Source organism: Streptomyces sp. NPDC029836 (assembly GCF_055574495.1).
In genome coordinates this window covers 54,468-70,479 of sequence record NZ_JBVHZI010000014.1, presented here as the reverse complement: position 1 = coordinate 70,479, position 16,012 = coordinate 54,468, and the positions used below count along the sequence as shown (strand labels likewise).

Annotated in this window: 16 protein-coding genes; 7 read left to right on the top strand and 9 right to left on the bottom strand. The window is 71.1% G+C overall.

What is annotated here, in order from left to right; all coding sequences use genetic code 11:
• Position 1 precedes the first annotated feature (1 nt).
• The 4 genes from ACZ4XJ_RS30665 to ACZ4XJ_RS30650 form a co-directional block, all read right to left on the bottom strand.
• Positions 2 to 1,174, bottom strand: a complete 1,173-nt coding sequence (locus tag ACZ4XJ_RS30665) for a collagen-like triple helix repeat-containing protein (protein WP_468498062.1) — start codon at positions 1,172 to 1,174, stop codon at positions 2 to 4.
• 98 nt (positions 1,175 to 1,272) lie between these two features.
• Positions 1,273 to 2,259, bottom strand: a complete 987-nt coding sequence (locus tag ACZ4XJ_RS30660) for an ABC transporter substrate-binding protein (RefSeq protein WP_362878905.1) — start codon at positions 2,257 to 2,259, stop codon at positions 1,273 to 1,275.
• A gap of 63 nt (positions 2,260 to 2,322) precedes the next feature.
• Positions 2,323 to 2,994, bottom strand: coding sequence for an ABC transporter permease (locus ACZ4XJ_RS30655; RefSeq protein ID WP_362878903.1), 672 nt, complete (start codon positions 2,992 to 2,994; stop codon positions 2,323 to 2,325).
• 4 nt (positions 2,995 to 2,998) lie between these two features.
• Complete coding sequence (locus tag ACZ4XJ_RS30650; protein ID WP_468498061.1) at positions 2,999 to 3,763, bottom strand: ABC transporter permease; 765 nt, start codon at positions 3,761 to 3,763, stop codon at positions 2,999 to 3,001.
• Positions 3,764 to 3,929: 166 nt separating this feature from the next.
• Here ACZ4XJ_RS30650 and ACZ4XJ_RS30645 point away from each other — a divergent pair, with 166 nt between their 5' ends.
• Positions 3,930 to 4,895, top strand: a complete 966-nt coding sequence (locus ACZ4XJ_RS30645) for an ABC transporter ATP-binding protein (protein ID WP_468498060.1) — start codon at positions 3,930 to 3,932, stop codon at positions 4,893 to 4,895.
• A gap of 82 nt (positions 4,896 to 4,977) precedes the next feature.
• Here ACZ4XJ_RS30645 and ACZ4XJ_RS30640 read toward each other — a convergent pair whose 3' ends face one another.
• Positions 4,978 to 6,087 carry an alpha/beta hydrolase gene (locus tag ACZ4XJ_RS30640; RefSeq protein WP_468498059.1) on the bottom strand — a complete coding sequence of 370 codons (1,110 nt, stop codon included), beginning with the start codon at positions 6,085 to 6,087 and terminating at the stop codon, positions 4,978 to 4,980.
• A 152-nt stretch (positions 6,088 to 6,239) separates the two neighbouring features.
• Here ACZ4XJ_RS30640 and ACZ4XJ_RS30635 point away from each other — a divergent pair, with 152 nt between their 5' ends.
• The 6 genes from ACZ4XJ_RS30635 (at position 6,240) to ACZ4XJ_RS30610 (ending at position 11,263) form a co-directional block, all read left to right on the top strand.
• Positions 6,240 to 8,093 carry a phosphatidylglycerol lysyltransferase domain-containing protein gene (locus ACZ4XJ_RS30635; protein ID WP_362878895.1) on the top strand — a complete coding sequence of 618 codons (1,854 nt, stop codon included), beginning with the start codon at positions 6,240 to 6,242 and terminating at the stop codon, positions 8,091 to 8,093.
• 182 nt (positions 8,094 to 8,275) lie between these two features.
• Positions 8,276 to 9,148 (top strand): dihydropteroate synthase, encoded by an 873-nt coding sequence (gene folP, locus ACZ4XJ_RS30630; protein WP_468498058.1) that lies wholly within the window; start codon positions 8,276 to 8,278, stop codon positions 9,146 to 9,148.
• A gap of 43 nt (positions 9,149 to 9,191) precedes the next feature.
• A complete protein-coding gene (locus ACZ4XJ_RS30625; RefSeq protein WP_281209751.1) occupies positions 9,192 to 9,635 on the top strand; it encodes a nuclear transport factor 2 family protein in 444 nt (147 codons plus the stop codon).
• A 131-nt stretch (positions 9,636 to 9,766) separates the two neighbouring features.
• On the top strand, positions 9,767 to 10,126 hold the full coding sequence (folB, locus tag ACZ4XJ_RS30620) for a dihydroneopterin aldolase (protein WP_351815760.1): 360 nt from the start codon (positions 9,767 to 9,769) through the stop codon (positions 10,124 to 10,126).
• Positions 10,123 to 10,731: a 2-amino-4-hydroxy-6-hydroxymethyldihydropteridine diphosphokinase gene (folK, locus tag ACZ4XJ_RS30615; RefSeq protein WP_362878891.1), complete on the top strand. Its 609-nt coding sequence runs from the start codon at positions 10,123 to 10,125 to the stop codon at positions 10,729 to 10,731. The genes folB and folK overlap by 4 nt, the downstream gene beginning before the upstream one ends.
• A 46-nt stretch (positions 10,732 to 10,777) precedes the next feature.
• Entirely contained in the window at positions 10,778 to 11,263 is a 486-nt protein-coding gene (locus ACZ4XJ_RS30610) for a DUF3180 domain-containing protein (protein WP_362878890.1), read from the top strand.
• Between the two features lie 59 nt (positions 11,264 to 11,322).
• Here ACZ4XJ_RS30610 and folE read toward each other — a convergent pair whose 3' ends face one another.
• The 4 genes from folE to tilS all read right to left on the bottom strand — a co-directional run bounded on the left by folE (position 11,323) and on the right by tilS (position 15,977).
• Positions 11,323 to 11,931 (bottom strand): GTP cyclohydrolase I FolE, encoded by a 609-nt coding sequence (folE, locus tag ACZ4XJ_RS30605; protein WP_362878888.1) that lies wholly within the window; start codon positions 11,929 to 11,931, stop codon positions 11,323 to 11,325.
• Positions 11,932 to 12,025: 94 nt separating this feature from the next.
• Complete coding sequence (gene ftsH, locus ACZ4XJ_RS30600) at positions 12,026 to 14,056, bottom strand: ATP-dependent zinc metalloprotease FtsH (RefSeq protein WP_362878887.1); 2,031 nt, start codon at positions 14,054 to 14,056, stop codon at positions 12,026 to 12,028.
• Between the two features lie 259 nt (positions 14,057 to 14,315).
• A complete protein-coding gene (hpt, locus tag ACZ4XJ_RS30595) occupies positions 14,316 to 14,876 on the bottom strand; it encodes a hypoxanthine phosphoribosyltransferase (protein ID WP_362878885.1) in 561 nt (186 codons plus the stop codon).
• A gap of 66 nt (positions 14,877 to 14,942) precedes the next feature.
• On the bottom strand, positions 14,943 to 15,977 hold the full coding sequence (gene tilS / locus ACZ4XJ_RS30590) for a tRNA lysidine(34) synthetase TilS (protein WP_362878884.1): 1,035 nt from the start codon (positions 15,975 to 15,977) through the stop codon (positions 14,943 to 14,945).
• Positions 15,978 to 16,012: the final 35 nt, after the last annotated feature.

Sequence of the window (16,012 nt, the reverse complement as noted above, 5' to 3'; positions counted from 1 at the left end):
CCTAAGAGATCGCCGTACGCAGCTGGACCACGTCGATCGGCTCGGTCTCGTCATGGGCCGTCAGGTCGATGACCTGGCCCAGCGCCCGCTGTTCGGCGGTGACCGGCTTGAACTCCGGGCCCGCGTCGGCGCGTACGGACTCCGCCTTGTGCGCGGCGAGCGCCTCGGCGCCGACCACGTCGGCCAGGTCCTCGTTCTGTACGGACTCGATGACGGCGCGGGCCTGTTCGGCGTTCTTGGTGCCGAAGAAGTCGAAGCCGCCCTCGACGCGCGAGGCGGAGCGGCGCTGGGCCGCGTACGGGGCCATCGTCGCGGCCGGCCTGCGCGCCGGGAGCGGGACCGCCGCCGATGCCGGCGCCCGGGTCGGCGCCGGGGTCGGCGCCGGGGAGGCGGCCGGACGGGAGTGGCCCTCGGCGACCTGTGCGACGCCGGCCGTGAGCGCCCTGCCCCCGGCGGACCCGGCGGAACCGGCGGAACCGGCCGAAGGGGCGGAAGCCGCTGACCCGGCCGCGTCGGCGGACCCGGACGGTCCGGCAGGACCCGACGGCCCGGCAGGACCCGACGGGCCGGCCGGCCCCGACGGCCCCGGCTCCGCGCGGCGGACCAGCGCGGTCATCGCCGCGTGGGCGCGGGCGTAGCCGACCGGGGTGGGCGCGCCGCTGCCGGTGCGCTCCTCGGACACCGCCGGGAGCTGCTTGGTCTCGCCGGCCGGGGCCGTCGCGGCCTCGATCGCCAGCAGTCGGCGCTTCTCCAGCGCGCCGGCGCGCTCGGTCTCGGCGGTGGCGTACCGGCGCAGCAGCGCGGCGTGTTCGCCGCGCAGGCCCGCCAGTTCGACGCGCTTGGCGCGGAGTTTGGTGTCGAGCTTGGCGCGCAGGGCGCGCGCCTCCTCCAGATCGGATTCGAGCTCGGCTATCCGCTCCTCGGTCTTCCACTCGTCCTTGACCCGCTCGCGGGCCAGTTCGGCGACCCGGCGGCCGGCCGCCCGGTCCCAGGAGCGCATGAGGACGGCGCCGCCGACACCGGCGACCGCGGTGAGCGCCACGAGCAGGCGCAGCGCGAGCGGTTCCGCGAGGAGCCAGGCCGCGCCGGCGCTGGCGACGGAAACCCCGGCGACGGCCGTCGGCGTGAGGAGTCGGTGCAGGGGCTCGGGATTGCGGTGGCGTCCACGGGGCATGGCCAGGAATTTACAGGGCGTGGGCGGCCGGTGGGATACCCGCCCGGCAAACTCTTGCCGGGCGGCTGCCCCACAATTTCCCCTCAACGAGGTAACTGTTACTTCTTGAGGAGTCCCTTGGACTCCAGGTAGGCCTTCGCGACGTCCGCCGGCTTCGCCCGCTCCGCGTCCACCTTCCGGTTCAGCTCGACGAGGTCGGCGGTGGTGAGCGCCTTCGTGAGCTTGCCGAGCGCTTCGGCGACCTCCGGGGAGCCCGCGTCCTTGGCGTTGACGACCGGCAGGATGTTGTCCGCGTTCTGGAGCTTCTTGTCGTCCTCCAGCAGGACCAGCCCGTAGTTGTCGAGGGTGGCGTCGGTGGTGGTGGTCAACACCAGCTGGTCGACGCCGTCCTTGACGGCCTGCTTGGCCTGCGGGGTGCCGACGCCCTTGGGGTCGATGCCGGCGACGGAGATGCCGTACGTCTTCTCCAACCCGGGCGCGCAGAACGGGCGGACGGCGCATTCGTCACCTGCCGCGATCTTCACCTTGATTCCGGACCTGCCGAGGTCGGAGAGGCTCTTCAGGTTGTTCTTCTGCGCGAATTCCTTGGTGACCGCGAAGGCGTTCTGGTCGACCGCCTCGCCGGCCGGCAGGGCCTTGAGGCCCAGCGGCGCCGCGAGCTTCTCCAGGGCCGCGACCGTGGCGGTCGCGTCGCTGGAGGCGACCGGCTTGTCCTTCGGCGCGGCGGAGCCGTTCACCTTGGCGTTCAGGAACTCCGCGAGGGTGGCCGCGTACTCGGGGACGACGTCGATCTCGCCCTTCTCCAGCGACGGCTCGTACAGCTCGCGGTTGTTGACCGTGGTGATCGAGGTGCCGTAGCCGGCGTCCTTCAGCAGCTGGGCGTACAGCTCGGCCAGCACGTTGGACTCGGTGAACCCGGCCGCGCCGATGACCAGCTTCCCCTTGGCCCCGCCCGCGGAGGAGGACGCGGCGGAGGAGTCGCCGTCCTTGGTCTTCTCCAGGCTGTCGCCGCCGCACGCGGTGAGCGAAACGGTCAGGGCCACCGCGCCCAGGGTCGCGCCGAGGATGCGCGTGGACTTGATCATCAAAGCTCCTTCAGGGGAAACGTTCGAACGGACAGGGGTGTGCCGCGCACCGGCACGGTCGGATCAGCGGGAGACCGCCGGGCGGCGCAGCAGCAGCCGGTCGGCGGCGATCAACCCGCCCTCCACCAGCAGGGCCAGCAGGGCGACCAGGACGGCGCCCGCGACGACCTGCGCCGTGTCGTACGTGTTGAAGCCGGCGGTGATGATCCGGCCCAGGCCGCCCTGGCCGACCATCGCGGCGATGGTGGCGGTGGCGATGACCTGGACGGCGCCCGAGCGCAGGCCCGTCATCACCAGGTCCCGTGCGAGGGGCAGTTCCACCCGCAGGAACAGCTGCCGGCCGGACATGCCCATGCCGCGGGCGGCCTCGACCACCGACCGGTCCACCTCGCGCATGCCGACGTAGGCGTTGGTGAGCAGCGGCGGGATCGCGAAGAGGACCAGCGCGACGATGGTGGGCAGGTATCCGGCGCTGCGCAGCGGCGACACCATGAACAGGGCCAGCACCGCGAAGACGGGGATGGCCCGCCCGACGTTGGAGACGTTCACGGCGAGGGCGCCGCCCTTGCCGATGTGACCGAGCCACAGGCCGACGGGCAGGGCCACCGCGCAGGCGACGGCGAGGGCGATGCCGCTGACGTAGACGTGTTCGCCGAGCCGGTGCCAGACGCCGTTCTCCCCGGCCCAGTTGGCCCCGTCGGCCAGCCAGTCCCAGGCTCCTGTCAGCACGCCCACGGCCTCAGGCCCCCTTCACGGACGCCGGCTGGGCGGACCCGCCGGTACGGGAGCCCCGGGAGCCGCCGGAGATGCGGGAGGCACGGGAGGTACGGGTGGTGCGGCCGGCCCGCGTCCACGGCGTCAGCAGCCGCTGTACGCCGAGCAGCAGCAGGTCCGCGACCAGCGCGAGCAGCACGCACAGCACGGAGGCGGTGAGCACCTGTGCCTTGAAGGAGCTGTTGACGGCGGGCGCGATCAGGTTGCCCAGTCCGCCCTTGCCGACGATCGAACCGACGGTGGTCAGCGCCACCGTCGAGACGGTCGCGATCCGCACCCCGGCGAGCAGGGCGGGCAGCGCCAGCGGCAGTTCCACCTGCCACAGCAGGCGGGCCGGGCCGTAGCCCATGCCGCGCGCGGCTTCCCGTACGTCCGCGGGGACGGCTTCCAGGCCGGCGATCACGTTGCGGACCAGGATGGTCAGCGAGTACAGCACGAGGCCGGTCACCACGAGCGCCGCCGAGAGCCCGAAGAGCGGCAGCAGCAGCGAGAACATGGCGAGGGAGGGGATCGTGTAGAGGAGGGTGGTCAGGCCGAGCACGGGCGCCGCCCAGTGCCGGCCGCGACGGGCCAGCAGGGCCAGCGGCACGGACACGGCGAGGCCGATCAGGACCGAGGCGACGGTGATCCAGACGTGCTCGACGGTGGCGTCGGTGAGCTCCTGCGAGCGGGAGGTGACGTACTCCCAGCACAGCCAGTCGTTCGCCACGAGACAGCTCTGGTCGGCCATCCGCCCCTCACCCCCCTCACCGAACGTATGTCCCGAGAACCGGTCGACAATCCAGCAGCGACCATAACCCCCGTCACCCACAATGGCCGGAAAGCTTCGCAGTCCCGCAACACTCTTCTGACGATCGCTTCGCGAAACAGCGGGTCGGGTGCGCGAGGATGGTCGGGTGATCCGATTCGAGCACGTGACCAAGCGCTACCCCGACGGGACGACGGCCGTGGAGGACCTGTCCTTCGAGGTCGCGGAGGGCGAGCTGGTCACCCTCGTGGGCCCGTCCGGCTGCGGCAAGACGACCACCATGAAGATGGTGAACCGGCTGATCGAGCCGACGTCCGGCCGGATCCTGCTCGGCGGCGAGGACATCGCCGCCGCCGATCCGGTCGAGCTGCGCCGCCGCATCGGGTACGTCATCCAGCAGGTCGGCCTCTTCCCGCACAAGACGGTGCTGGAGAACACGGCGACGGTCCCGCAACTGATCGGCACCCCCAAGGCCAAGGCCCGCGCCCGCGCCGCCGAACTCCTCGAACTCGTCGGACTGGACCCGTCCGTCCACGGGGACCGCTACCCGGAGCAGTTGTCCGGCGGACAGCGCCAGCGCGTCGGCGTGGCCCGCGCGCTGGCCGCCGATCCGCCGGTGCTGCTGATGGACGAACCGTTCGGCGCGGTGGACCCGGTGGTGCGCGAGCGGCTCCAGAACGAGTTCCTGACGCTCCAGCGAACGGTCCGCAAGACGATCCTGCTCGTCACCCACGACCTGGACGAGGCCATCCGGCTCGGCGACCGGATCGCCGTGTACGGAGCGGGCACCATCGAGCAGTTCGATCGCCCGGCCGCCGTCCTCGCCGCCCCCGCCACCCCGTACGTGGCCTCCTTCGTCGGCTCCGACCGGGGGCTGCGCCGGCTCGCCGTCACCCCCGTCGGGGAGGCCGCCCTGGCCTCCGTGGACGGCGCGGCCCCGACCGCTTCGGTGCCGCTCGGGGCCTCCCTGCGCGAGGCGCTGTCCGCCCTGCTCCAGGAGGACTCGGGGCGGCTCGGCGTCACCGATCCGGACTCCGGCGCGCTGGTCGGCGTACTCACCCCGGAGGCCGTCCACCAAGCCCTGCGCGCATCCCGGGTGCACGAAGCGGAATGACGGCCGGGGCCCCCCGCCCCGGATACGACGCGGGGGCCCGGCCGTCCCCCGGCCGGGCCCCCGTCGTGTCCGCTCACCGGCCTCAGGCCTGGATGCGTCCGCTCACCCACGTGAGCATCGGCGGGATCTCGCGGCGCCACGTGTTGAAGTTGTGGCCGCCGCTGTCGAGGATGATCGAGGAGACCCGGTCCGGGCCCTTGACCAGCTTGATGAACTTGCGGGTGTCGCCGAGGTTCGGCTCGCCCTTCTCGCTGCTGGTGACGAGGAACGAGGTTCCGGCCGGCTTCTTTCCCGCCATCGTGTGCAGCACGTCCGCGCGCTTCTTCAGCTTCTCGTCGCCCTGGAACAGGTCACCGGTCGTCGGGTCGTTCGGGGCGTCGTAGTAGGCGGACAGACCGGCGGCGGCACCGAAGGTCTGCGGGTAGTGCGCGGCGATCTTCAGCGCGCAGTAACCACCCGTGGAATTACCGATGAAGCCCATGTTCTGCGGCTTGTCACCGACCCGGAAGGTCTCCTGGATGGCCTTGGGCAGGTCCTGCGCGAAGAACGTCTCGGTCTGCGGTCCACCGGGTATGTCCACGCACTCGGTGTCGCGCGGCGGCGCGATGGTCGGCCGCATCATGACCAGGATCATCGGCTTCATCTTGCCCGCCTTCGACAGGCTGAAGGCCTTCATCGGGTAGTCGAGGCCCTTGATCAGGTTCTCGGCGGTGCCCGGGTAGCCGGTCAGCACGATCGACGCGGGAAAGTTCTGGTCCTTGTGCTGTGGCTGGAAGTACTCGGGCGGGAGCCACACGTAGCCGGGACTCGTTATCTTCGACTTCTGCCCGGTTATGGCAACCTTCAGGATCTGACCACCGACCTGGGGCTTCGAACCGCCCGGCACGTCCAACTTCTGCTTGTCGACGACCTTGATGTCCTTGCTGCTCATCGAGTGGTCGACGACCTTGCCGATGGACGTCTCCTGGCCGAACAGGTCGGCCCAGGACCCGTAGAACAGGAACGACTTGTTGGCCGCGAGCCCGATCGCCGAGAACAGCGCCAGCTGGGTCGCGAGGAGCAGACCGATCCGGCCGGCGACCGAACGCCAGCTGCGGCCCGAGAGCTTCGGCCAGAACCAGACCGTGGCCGCGAACAGCAGCACCCCGGCGACGACGGCCAACGCCAGAACCGTATTACTGGTGAGACCCATGAGCAGTCAGTCGACTTTCTGATGGCAGGACTGGAAATTTCCGACGGAAGAGTGAACCCGCTCCCTGTCGACGTCGTCCTAATGGACGCACCACACACCGGAGGCTGTCGCGGCCTTCGGCCACATGATCTCTCGCGGAGCAACGGGAAGCGATGTCTAGCAGGATAGATGGCGATAAGTCGGGACAGGTTCCGAGCAGGGTCCGCCGAATCCTCCGTGGTCCACGGCCGGAGTCGGTGCCCGGTCTCGTAGGTACGGCCGTCATGATCGTCGGCCTTCTGGACATCGCGGCGGGGGTCTTCCCCCGCTTCCGGCACAGCCGGATCCACGCGGTCACCGAAGTGCTGCCCGGTTCGCTGGGCCCCTTCGCCGCGGCCATGTCCATCAGCGCGGGCGTGCTGCTGCTGCTGCTCGCCCACGGCCTCAAGCGGCACAAGCGGCGGGCCTGGCGGGCCTCCGTCGTCCTGCTGCCCGCGGGCGCGGTCGCGCAGTTCACGTACCGGCACTCGATCATCGGCGTGATCATCGCCGCGGTGCTCCTCGCACTGCTGCTGCGCCACCAAAGTGAGTTCAAGGCACTGCCGGACCCGCGCAGCCGCTGGAAGGCGCTCGCGAACTTCGTCCTGATGAGCGCCGGTTCCATCGGACTCGGCCTGGTCATCGTCAACGTGCACCCGGGCAAGGTCGTCGGCCGGCCGAGCCTGTACGAGCAGATCACCCACGTCGTCTACGGGCTCTTCGGCTTCGAAGGTCCCGTCGACTACGCCGGTCGGGTGTCCTGGACCGTCGGCTACTCGCTCGGCGCCCTCGGCATGCTGACCGCCCTCACCACCATCTACCTCGCCTTCCGCCCCGAGCACCCGGCCGCGCGGCTCACCCCCGCCGACGAGACGCAGCTGCGCGAGCTGCTCGCCAAGCACGGCGGCCGCGACTCCCTCGGCCACTTCGCGCTGCGCCGCGACAAGGCCGTCGTCTTCTCCCCCAGCGGCAAGGCCGCCGTCACCTACCGGGTCGTCTCCGGCGTGATGCTCGCCTCCGGCGACCCCATCGGCGACGTCGAGGCCTGGCCCGGCGCCATCGAGCGGTTCATGGAGGAGGCCAAGGCCCACTCGTGGACCCCCGCCGTCATGGGGTGCAGCGAGACCGGCGGCGAGGTCTGGACCCGCGAGACGGGCTTGGACGCCCTGGAGCTGGGCGACGAGGCGATCGTCGACGTCAAAGACTTCTCCCTCGCGGGTCGCGCCATGCGCAACGTCCGCCAGATGGTCAAGCGCATCGAGCGCAACGGCTACACCACCAAGGTCCGTCGGGTCAGCGAGCTGACCGAGGTCGAGCTGGAGCAGGTGCGCGGCGCCGCCGAGGCGTGGCGCGGCACCGACACCGAGCGCGGCTTCTCCATGGCGCTGGGCCGGGTCGGCGACCCGGGCGACGGCGACTGCTACATCGCCACCGCCCACCGCGTCGAGGAGGGCGACACCAGCCCCTTCGGCGACCTGAAGGCCGTCCTGCACTTCGTACCGTGGGGCAAGGACGGCATGTCGCTGGAGCTGATGCGCCGCGACCGCGCCGCCGACCCCGGCATGAACGAGCTGCTGATCGTCGCCTCCCTGGAGGCCGCTCCCGCGCTGCGGATCGAGAAGGTCTCGCTGAACTTCGCGATGTTCCGCTCGGCCCTGGCCCGGGGCGAGAAGATCGGCGCCGGCCCGGTCCTGCGCATGTGGCGCGGGCTGCTGGTCTTCCTCTCCCGCTGGTTCCAGATCGAGTCGCTCTACAAGTTCAACGCGAAGTTCCGCCCCCGCTGGGAGCCCCGCTTCGTCGTCTTCCGGCAGACCCGCGACCTGCCCCGCATCGGCTTCGCCGCGATGCAGGCCGAGGGCTTCGTGACGTTGGCCCTGCCCCGGCTGTTCGCGGCCCGCCGCCGTCCCAAGCCCGTCCGCACCTGCGCGCACGAGCAGCCTTCCGCCAAGGTCCCGGCCCAGGCGGAACGCGAGGTCCAGCCCGCCTGACGCCCGACCGGGCGCGGTACGCACCGAAGGGCCCGGCGGCACCGCCGGGCCCTTCGCCGTGCCCCGCCGGAGCGGCGCCCCGGAGCCTCCCCATTGGGCCGCGGCCCGCCCGAGCCGGGCGGGGCACGGCCCCCGGCTCCCGTGGCGGGAAGGCCCGGGGCGCGGGCTCTACCCTGGGACCCATGAACAACAACCGCGGAGCCGCCGCCAGGGGCCGGGTGACGGGGCTGCCCGACTGGGACCGCTGCGGGGTCATGGGCGTCGTCAACGTCACCCCGGACTCCTTCTCCGACGGCGGCCGCTGGTTCGACACCACCGCGGCCGTCAAGCGCGGCCTGGACCTCGTCGTTCAGGGCGCCGACCTCGTGGACGTCGGCGGTGAGTCCACCCGCCCCGGCGCCTCCCGCGTCGACGAGGAGGAGGAGCTGCGCCGGGTCGTCCCCGTGGTGCGCGGCCTCGCCTCCGAGGGCGTCGCCGTCTCCGTCGACACCATGCGCGCGGCCGTCGCCGCCCGGGCCGTCGAAGCGGGCGCCGTCCTGGTCAACGACGTCAGCGGCGGACTCGCCGACCCCGGCATGATCCCGGCCGTCGCCGCCGCCGAGGTGCCCTTCGTGGTCATGCACTGGCGCGGCTTCAGCGAGGGCATGAACAGCCTCGCCGTCTACGAGGACGTCCTCGGCGAGGTCACCGCCGAACTGCGCGCCCGCATCGACGCCGTCGTGTCCGGCGGCATCGCCCCCGAGCGGATCGTCGTCGACCCCGGCCTCGGATTCGCGAAGAACGCCGAGCACGACCTGGCCCTCGTCGCGCGCCTGCCCGAGCTGCGCGCGCTCGGCTTCCCGCTGCTGGTCGCCGCCTCGCGGAAGCGTTTCCTCGGGCGGGTCCTGGCCGGCGCCGCGGACACCGCCCCGCCGCCGGCCCGCGAACGGGACGCCGCCACGGCCGCCGTCTCGGCCATCGCCGCCCACCAGGGCGCGTGGGCCGTGCGGGTGCACGAGGTACGGGCCAGCGCGGACGCGGTTCGGGTGGCCCGCGCCGTGGAAGGGGCACTGTGATCCGCCGGAGGGACCTCCGCCGGCCGTACAGGGAAGGGGCACGGTGAGCCGTACCGACATCGAAGCGGTCGAAGAGGCCAACGCGGCCTTCTACGAGGCCATGGAGCGGGGGGACTTCGACGCGCTGTCGGCGCTCTGGCTCGACGACGAGATCTCCTGCGTCCACCCGGGCTGGCCGGTGCTCTCGGGCCGGGGCGAGGTGCTGCGCTCGTACGCGCTGATCATGTCCCACACCGAGTACATCCAGTTCTTCCTCACCGACACCAAAGTGGCGCTGATAGGTGACACCGCGCTCGTCACGTGCACGGAGAACATCCTGAGCGGCGGACCCGCCGAGGACGGCGGCGAGCTGGGCCCGCTGGTGGGTCAGCTGGTCGTCGCCACCAATGTGTTCCGTCGCACACCACAGGGCTGGCTCCTCTGGTCCCACCACGGTTCTCCGGTGCTCACGGACTCCGATGACGAGGAAGAAGAGGGCACCGACTGACCCCAAGGGCGGGGGCCGGGCTCCGTCGCGGGTAAATTCGAAGGCGGACGACGCCGACCGCACTCGGCGTAGGCCCATGGCCCCGGGGAGTCCCGGGACCGGAAGCACCTACGAAAGCAGGAGTGATTCGCGTGGATCGTGTCGCGCTGCGCGGCCTCAAGGCTCGCGGGCACCACGGCGTCTTCCCCCGGGAGCGCGAAGAGGGCCAGACCTTCATCGTCGACCTCGTACTGCACCTCGACACCCGCCCGGCCGCGGCCGGGGACGACCTGGCCAAGACCGTGCACTACGGGGTGGTGGCCGAGGAGGTCGTCGACGTGGTCCGGGGCGAGCCCGTCGACCTGATCGAAACCCTCGCCGAGCGGATCGCACAGCAGTGCCTCAAGCACGAAGCGGTGGCACAGGTGGAGGTCGTCGTCCACAAGCCGGACGCACCCATCACCGTCCCCTTCGACGACGTGACCATCACGATCACCCGGAGCCGCGCATGAACAACGGACTGACCGCCCAGAGCGATCCCACCGTCCAGCCCGTACCCGCATCCGTCGTCGAAGCCGTCGACGCCGCGGACGTGACGCTGTCCAACCCGAAATGGGCCGTCGTCGCGCTCGGCGCGAACCTCGGCAACCGGCTGGAGACCCTCCAGGGCGCCATCGACGCCCTCGGTGACACCCCGGGCCTGCGGGTCAAGGCTGTCTCCCCCGTCTACGAGACCGAGCCGTGGGGCGTCGAGCCCGGCTCGCAGCCCTCGTACTTCAACGCGGTCATCGCGGTGAAGACCACCCTGCCGCCGTCCTCGCTGCTGGAGCGCGGCCAGGCCATCGAGGAGGCCTTCGACCGCGTCCGCGAGGAGCGCTGGGGGCCCCGCACCATCGACGTCGACATCGTCTCCTACGCCGACGTGGTCTCCGACGACCCCGTCCTCACCCTCCCGCACCCCCGGGCCCACGAGCGGGCCTTCGTGCTCGCCCCGTGGCACGACATCGACCCCGAGGCGCAGCTCCCCGGGATCGGCGGGGTCGCCGCCCTGCTGGCCGGAATCGGCCTGACCGGGGTCACGGCACGCCCCGACCTGGAACTCCGCCTCCCGGAGTAGTCGTTAGCCTGTTCACTGCTACTGGCTGAGAGTGGGGAACGGGCAAGTGAAGCAACTGAGGCCGGCGGTCCTGGCGGGCATCTTCGTGATCGCCGGCATTCTGTCCTGGGCGGGCGCCCGGCTGTGGAACGCGTACGGAAGCCTGCCGGGCGTGCCGCTGGCCGCCCCGATCGTGCTGGCCGTCATCGCGGCCGTCCTGTTCGCCACGGCCCTGTCGATGCGCTCCCGGCTCAAGGCCCAGCGCGAGCGCCGCCCGGGGGCCAAGGGCGTGGAGCCGCTGATGGCGGCCCGCGCCGTGGTCTTCGGGCAGGCCAGCGCGCTCGTCGCGGCCCTGGTCGCCGGCATGTACGGCGGGGTCGGGGTGTTCCTGCTGACCGACGCCCTCGACGTGCCCGCCCGCCGCGACCAGGCCTGGTACGCGGGCGGCTCCGTCATCGCGGGCGCCGCCGTCATCGCGGCCGCCCTGTTCCTGGAGCACGTCCTGAGGCTCCCGGAGGACGAGGACCCCGGCAAGGCCCCGGCAACGGCCTGAAACGCCGCGGGGGCGGCCGGGAGGGTCACCTCACCGCCGTGGCCGCCCCGGGGGCACGCTCAGCGCGCCACGATCAGGCTCATCGCCTCGCTGCGGGTCGCGGGATCACGGAGCTGGCCGCGCACGGCCGAGGTGAGGGTCTTGGCGCCCGGCTTGCGGATGCCCCGCACCGACATGCACATGTGCTCGGCCTCGATGACGACGATGGCGCCGCGCGCTTCGAGGATGCTCATCAGCGAGTCGGCTATCTGAGTGGTGAGACGTTCCTGCACCTGCGGGCGGCGGGCGAAGACGTCCACCAGCCGGGCCAGCTTGGACAGACCGGTGATCTTGCCGGACTCCGCGGGGATGTAGCCGACGTGGGCCACGCCGTGGAACGGCAGCAGGTGGTGCTCACAGAGCGAAACGATCTCGATGTCCTTGACCAGGACCATCTCGTCGTGGCCGATGTCGAAGGTCGTCGTCAGGACTTCCTCAGGGCTCTGCCGCAGCCCCGCCAGGATCTCCCGGTACGCCCGCGCGACCCGCGCCGGGGTTTCCAGCAGGCCCTCGCGGTCGGGGTCCTCGCCGACCGCGATCAGGAGCTCCCGGACGGCCGCCTCGGCGCGCTTCTCGTCGAACTCGCCGATCGTGCCCTCGCCACCGGTCAGGGTCACTGGGTCGGTCATCTCATCCTCGTTCCTCTGTGCGCACACGGCCACGTGAAAGTGCCGCGCCCCCCAGGCTAGGACCTGGGGGGCGCGGCATCCATTCGGGGCCTGATCAGGCCTCCGGACGCTCCTCCGGGGAGGGCTCCGGGTCCTTCTCCACCGACACGGCCGGCGAAGCCGCCGAGATGCCGTTGGCGGCGTTCGTCAGCTGGAGCTCCTTGGGAGAGAGCACCGGCGGACGGGTGGAAGGGGTGCGGCGGGAGGAGCCGGTCCACGCGGGACGGGCCGGACGCTTCACGATCGTCGAGAAGACCTCGGCGATCTGCTCCTTGTTCAGCGTCTCCTTCTCCAGCAGCGCGAGGACCAGGTTGTCCAGGACGTCCCGGTTCTCGACCAGGATCTCCCAGGCCTCGTTGTGCGCGGTCTCGATGAGCTTCTTGACCTCTTCGTCGACCAGCGCCGCGACCTCCTCCGAGTAGTCCCGGGGGTGCGACATGTCGCGGCCCAGGAACGGCTCGGTGTTGTCGCCGCCGAACTTGATCGCGCCGAGACGCTCGGTCATGCCGTACTGCGTGACCATGGCTCGCGCCGTGGCCGTGGCCTTCTCGATGTCGTTCGCCGCGCCCGTCGTCGGGTCGTGGAAGACCAGCTCCTCGGCCGCGCGCCCGCCCAGCATGTACGCCAGCTGGTCGAGCATCTCGTTGCGCGTGGTCGAGTACTTGTCCTCGTCGGGCAGGACCATGGTGTAACCCAGGGCCCGACCGCGGGACAGGATCGTGATCTTGTGGACCGGGTCGGAGTTCGGGGAAGCCGCCGCGACCAGGGCGTGGCCGCCCTCGTGGTACGCGGTGATCTTCTTTTCCCGGTCCGACATGATCCGGGTCCGCTTCTGCGGGCCCGCCACGACGCGGTCGATCGCCTCGTCCAGGGCGTGGTTGTCGATCAGCTTCTTGTCCGAACGGGCGGTCAGCAGGGCCGCCTCGTTCAGGACGTTGGACAGATCGGCACCGGTGAAGCCGGGCGTGCGCCGGGCCACCGCGCCCAGGTCGACGTCCGGAGCGACCGGCTTGCCCTTCTGGTGAACCTTCAGGATCTCCAGACGGCCCTGCATGTCCGGGCGGTCGACCGCGATCTGCCGGTCGAAACGGCCCGGGCGCAGCAGTGCCGGGTCGAGGATGTCGGGACGGTTCGTGGCGGCGATCAGGATGACCCCGCCCTTGACGTCGAATCCGTCCATCTCGACCAGCAGCTGGTTGAGGGTCTGCTCGCGCTCGTCGTGACCGCCGCCGAGACCCGCACCGCGGTGCCGGCCGACGGCGTCGATCTCGTCGACGAAGACGATCGCCGGCGCGTTGGCCTTGGCCTGCTCGAACAGGTCACGGACACGCGAGGCACCGACACCGACGAACATCTCGACGAAGTCGGAACCGGAGATCGAGTAGAAGGGCACACCGGCCTCGCCCGCGACGGCGCGCGCCAGCAGGGTCTTGCCGGTGCCGGGCGGGCCGTACAGCAGCACGCCCTTGGGGATCTTGGCGCCGACGGCCTGGAACTTCGCCGGCTCCTGGAGGAACTCCTTGATCTCGTGGAGTTCCTCGACGGCCTCGTCCGAACCCGCGACATCGGCGAACGTCGTCTTCGGGGTGTCCTTGGTGATGAGCTTGGCCTTGGACTTCCCGAAGTTCATGACCCGGGAGCCGCCGCCCTGCATCTGGTTCATCAGGAACAGGAAGACCACGACGATGAGGACGAAGGGCAGGAGCGAGAGCAGCACGCTCAGGAACGGGCTGGTCTTGTCCGGAGTGACGGAGTAGCCGTCCGGGATCTGACCGGCTTCGTACTTGGTCTGGAGGTTCTGGGCGAGCTGAACGCCCTGATCCCCGATGTAGTTGGCCTGGAACTTGGTGCCGTCGTTGTTGCCGAGCTTCTGGTCCTTCTTGAGCTCGATCTTGATCATCTGGCTGTCGCCGGTGGTCAGCTTGGCGCTGTCCACCTGGCCACTGTTGATCGCCTTGATGACCTCGCTGGTCTCCACCGACTTGTAGCCGCCGCCGGAGCCGACGACGTTCATCAACACGACCACGGCGAGGACGGCCAGCACGATCCACATGACCGGCCCACGGAAGTATCGCTTCACGTCCATCCATACGGGGCGCTAGGCACCCCGTCCCTCCTGCCCGTAGGTAAATGCTGCTCTGAGTAAAGACTGTTCTTCGGAATGTACCCCTGTATTGTCACCCGCGGCCTCGTGGGACGGCTGACAGACCCGCCTTCCCATGCTCCAACGGCGGGAATCGCCCCGAGGTTCCCCAGGTTTCCCCGCGGTCTTGTCGGGAGCGCCCTCCGCGACCGCGGGAGACGGCCCGCGCGTGACCGCGCCGGACGTCGCCGGGGCGGGCGCGTCAGCCGCCGTAGACGTGCGGGGCGAGCGTGCCGACGAACGGCAGGTTGCGGTACTTCTCCGCGTAGTCGAGGCCGTAGCCGACGACGAACTCGTTCGGGATGTCGAAGCCGACCCACTTGACCTCGATCGCGACCTTCGCGGCGTCGGGCTTGCGCAGCAGCGTGACGACCTCCAGGGAGGCCGGCTGGCGCGAGCCCAGGTTCGACAGCAGCCAGGACAGCGTCAGACCGGAGTCGATGATGTCCTCGACGATCAGGACGTGCTTGTCCTTGATGTCGGTGTCCAGGTCCTTGAGGATCCGCACCACGCCGGAGGACTGGGTCCCGGCGCCGTAGGACGACACCGCCATCCAGTCCATGGTGAGCGGGGTGGACAAGGCACGCGCCAGGTCCGCCATCACCATCACCGCGCCCTTGAGCACGCCGACGATGAGCAGGTCCTTGCCCGCGTACTCCGCGTCGATCTTCGCGGCCAGCTCGGCCAGCTTCGCGTCGATCTCTTCCTTGGTGATGAGCACCGACTGGAGGTCGCTGCCCATGTCCTTCTCGTCCACCCGCATCACTTTCGTTGTCGGCCGGGGCTCCGGGGGTGCCCCCGGAGGACTCAGCCGTGTTTCGAGCGCCAATCAGCCCTGCCGAATGACAAGTCTGCCACCCTGCCGCTGGGCCTCGACGCGGCCGGGCAGGTTGATGGCGCCCTGACCGCGCCAACCGGTGATGAGGCGGTCGACTTCCTCGATGTGGCGGGCGAACAGGGAACCGGCGGGGGATCCGGCCGCGACGACGGCCCTGCGCAGCACGCGGCGCCTGACGGCGGGGGGCAGGGCGTACAGCTTCGCGCACTCCAGGCGGCCGTCCGCGTCGCGTACGCCGCCCTCCGCGTCGGCGGCCCAGGCGTCCAGGGCGTCGGCGTCGTCCCGGGAGAGCTGCGCGGTGCGGGCGAGCGCCTCGACGACTCCCTTGCCGAGCGCCTTTTCGAGGGCGGGCAGTCCCTCGTGGCGCAGCCGGGAGCGGGTGTAGGCGGGGTCGATGTTGTGCGGGTCGTCCCAGACGGGGAGGGACTGGACCATGCAGGCCTTGCGGGCGGTCTGCCGGTCGATCTGGAGGAAGGGGCGGCGGTAGCGCCTGGTGCGGCCCGGTCCTCCCGAGACCTCCGCCATGCCGGACAACGAGCGGATCCCGGAGCCGCGGGCGAGGCCCAGCAGGACGGTTTCGGCTTGGTCGTCGCGGGTGTGGCCGAGCAGCACGGCGGCGGCGCCGAGCCGGTCGGCGGCCTCGTCGAGCGCCGAGTACCGGGCGTCGCGGGCGGCGGCCTCGGGTCCGCCGTCACGGCCGACGCGCACGGCGACGGACTCCACCGGGTCGAGGCGGAGCGCGGTCATGCGGGTGACGACCTCGGCGGCGCGCAGGTCGGAGCCGGCCTGGAGGCCGTGGTCGACGGTGATGCCACCGGCCCGGACGCCGAGCTTGGGGGCTTCGAAGGCGAGGGCGGAGGCGAGGGCCATGGAGTCGGCGCCGCCGGAGCAGGCGACGAGGACGAGTGGCGCGGCGCCGTCCGGGGTGCGACGGTCGGCGGGACGGTCGGTGAGGTCGGTGAGGACGTCGTGGAGTACGCGGCGGACCGCCAGGCGTATCGCCGCGACCGCAGGATGGGGACCCATGTCCGGTGCCCTTCGTGGAGTTCGGATGCTCGGAG

Excerpts from the sequence above, each read along its gene's own strand:
- ACZ4XJ_RS30665 (WP_468498062.1), bottom strand. The coding sequence starts at position 1,174 with ATGCCCCGTGGACGCCACCGCAATCCCGAGCCCCTGCACCGACTCCTC.
- ACZ4XJ_RS30660 (WP_362878905.1), bottom strand. The coding sequence starts at position 2,259 with ATGATCAAGTCCACGCGCATCCTCGGCGCGACCCTGGGCGCGGTGGCC.
- ACZ4XJ_RS30650 (WP_468498061.1), bottom strand. The coding sequence starts at position 3,763 with ATGGCCGACCAGAGCTGTCTCGTGGCGAACGACTGGCTGTGCTGGGAG.
- ACZ4XJ_RS30640 (WP_468498059.1), bottom strand. The coding sequence starts at position 6,087 with ATGGGTCTCACCAGTAATACGGTTCTGGCGTTGGCCGTCGTCGCCGGG.
- ACZ4XJ_RS30635 (WP_362878895.1), top strand. The coding sequence starts at position 6,240 with ATGTCTAGCAGGATAGATGGCGATAAGTCGGGACAGGTTCCGAGCAGG.
- folP (WP_468498058.1), top strand. The coding sequence starts at position 8,276 with ATGAACAACAACCGCGGAGCCGCCGCCAGGGGCCGGGTGACGGGGCTG.
- folK (WP_362878891.1), top strand. The coding sequence starts at position 10,123 with ATGAACAACGGACTGACCGCCCAGAGCGATCCCACCGTCCAGCCCGTA.
- folE (WP_362878888.1), bottom strand. The coding sequence starts at position 11,931 with ATGACCGACCCAGTGACCCTGACCGGTGGCGAGGGCACGATCGGCGAG.
- ftsH (WP_362878887.1), bottom strand. The coding sequence starts at position 14,056 with ATGGACGTGAAGCGATACTTCCGTGGGCCGGTCATGTGGATCGTGCTG.
- hpt (WP_362878885.1), bottom strand. The coding sequence starts at position 14,876 with ATGCGGGTGGACGAGAAGGACATGGGCAGCGACCTCCAGTCGGTGCTC.
- tilS (WP_362878884.1), bottom strand. The coding sequence starts at position 15,977 with ATGGGTCCCCATCCTGCGGTCGCGGCGATACGCCTGGCGGTCCGCCGC.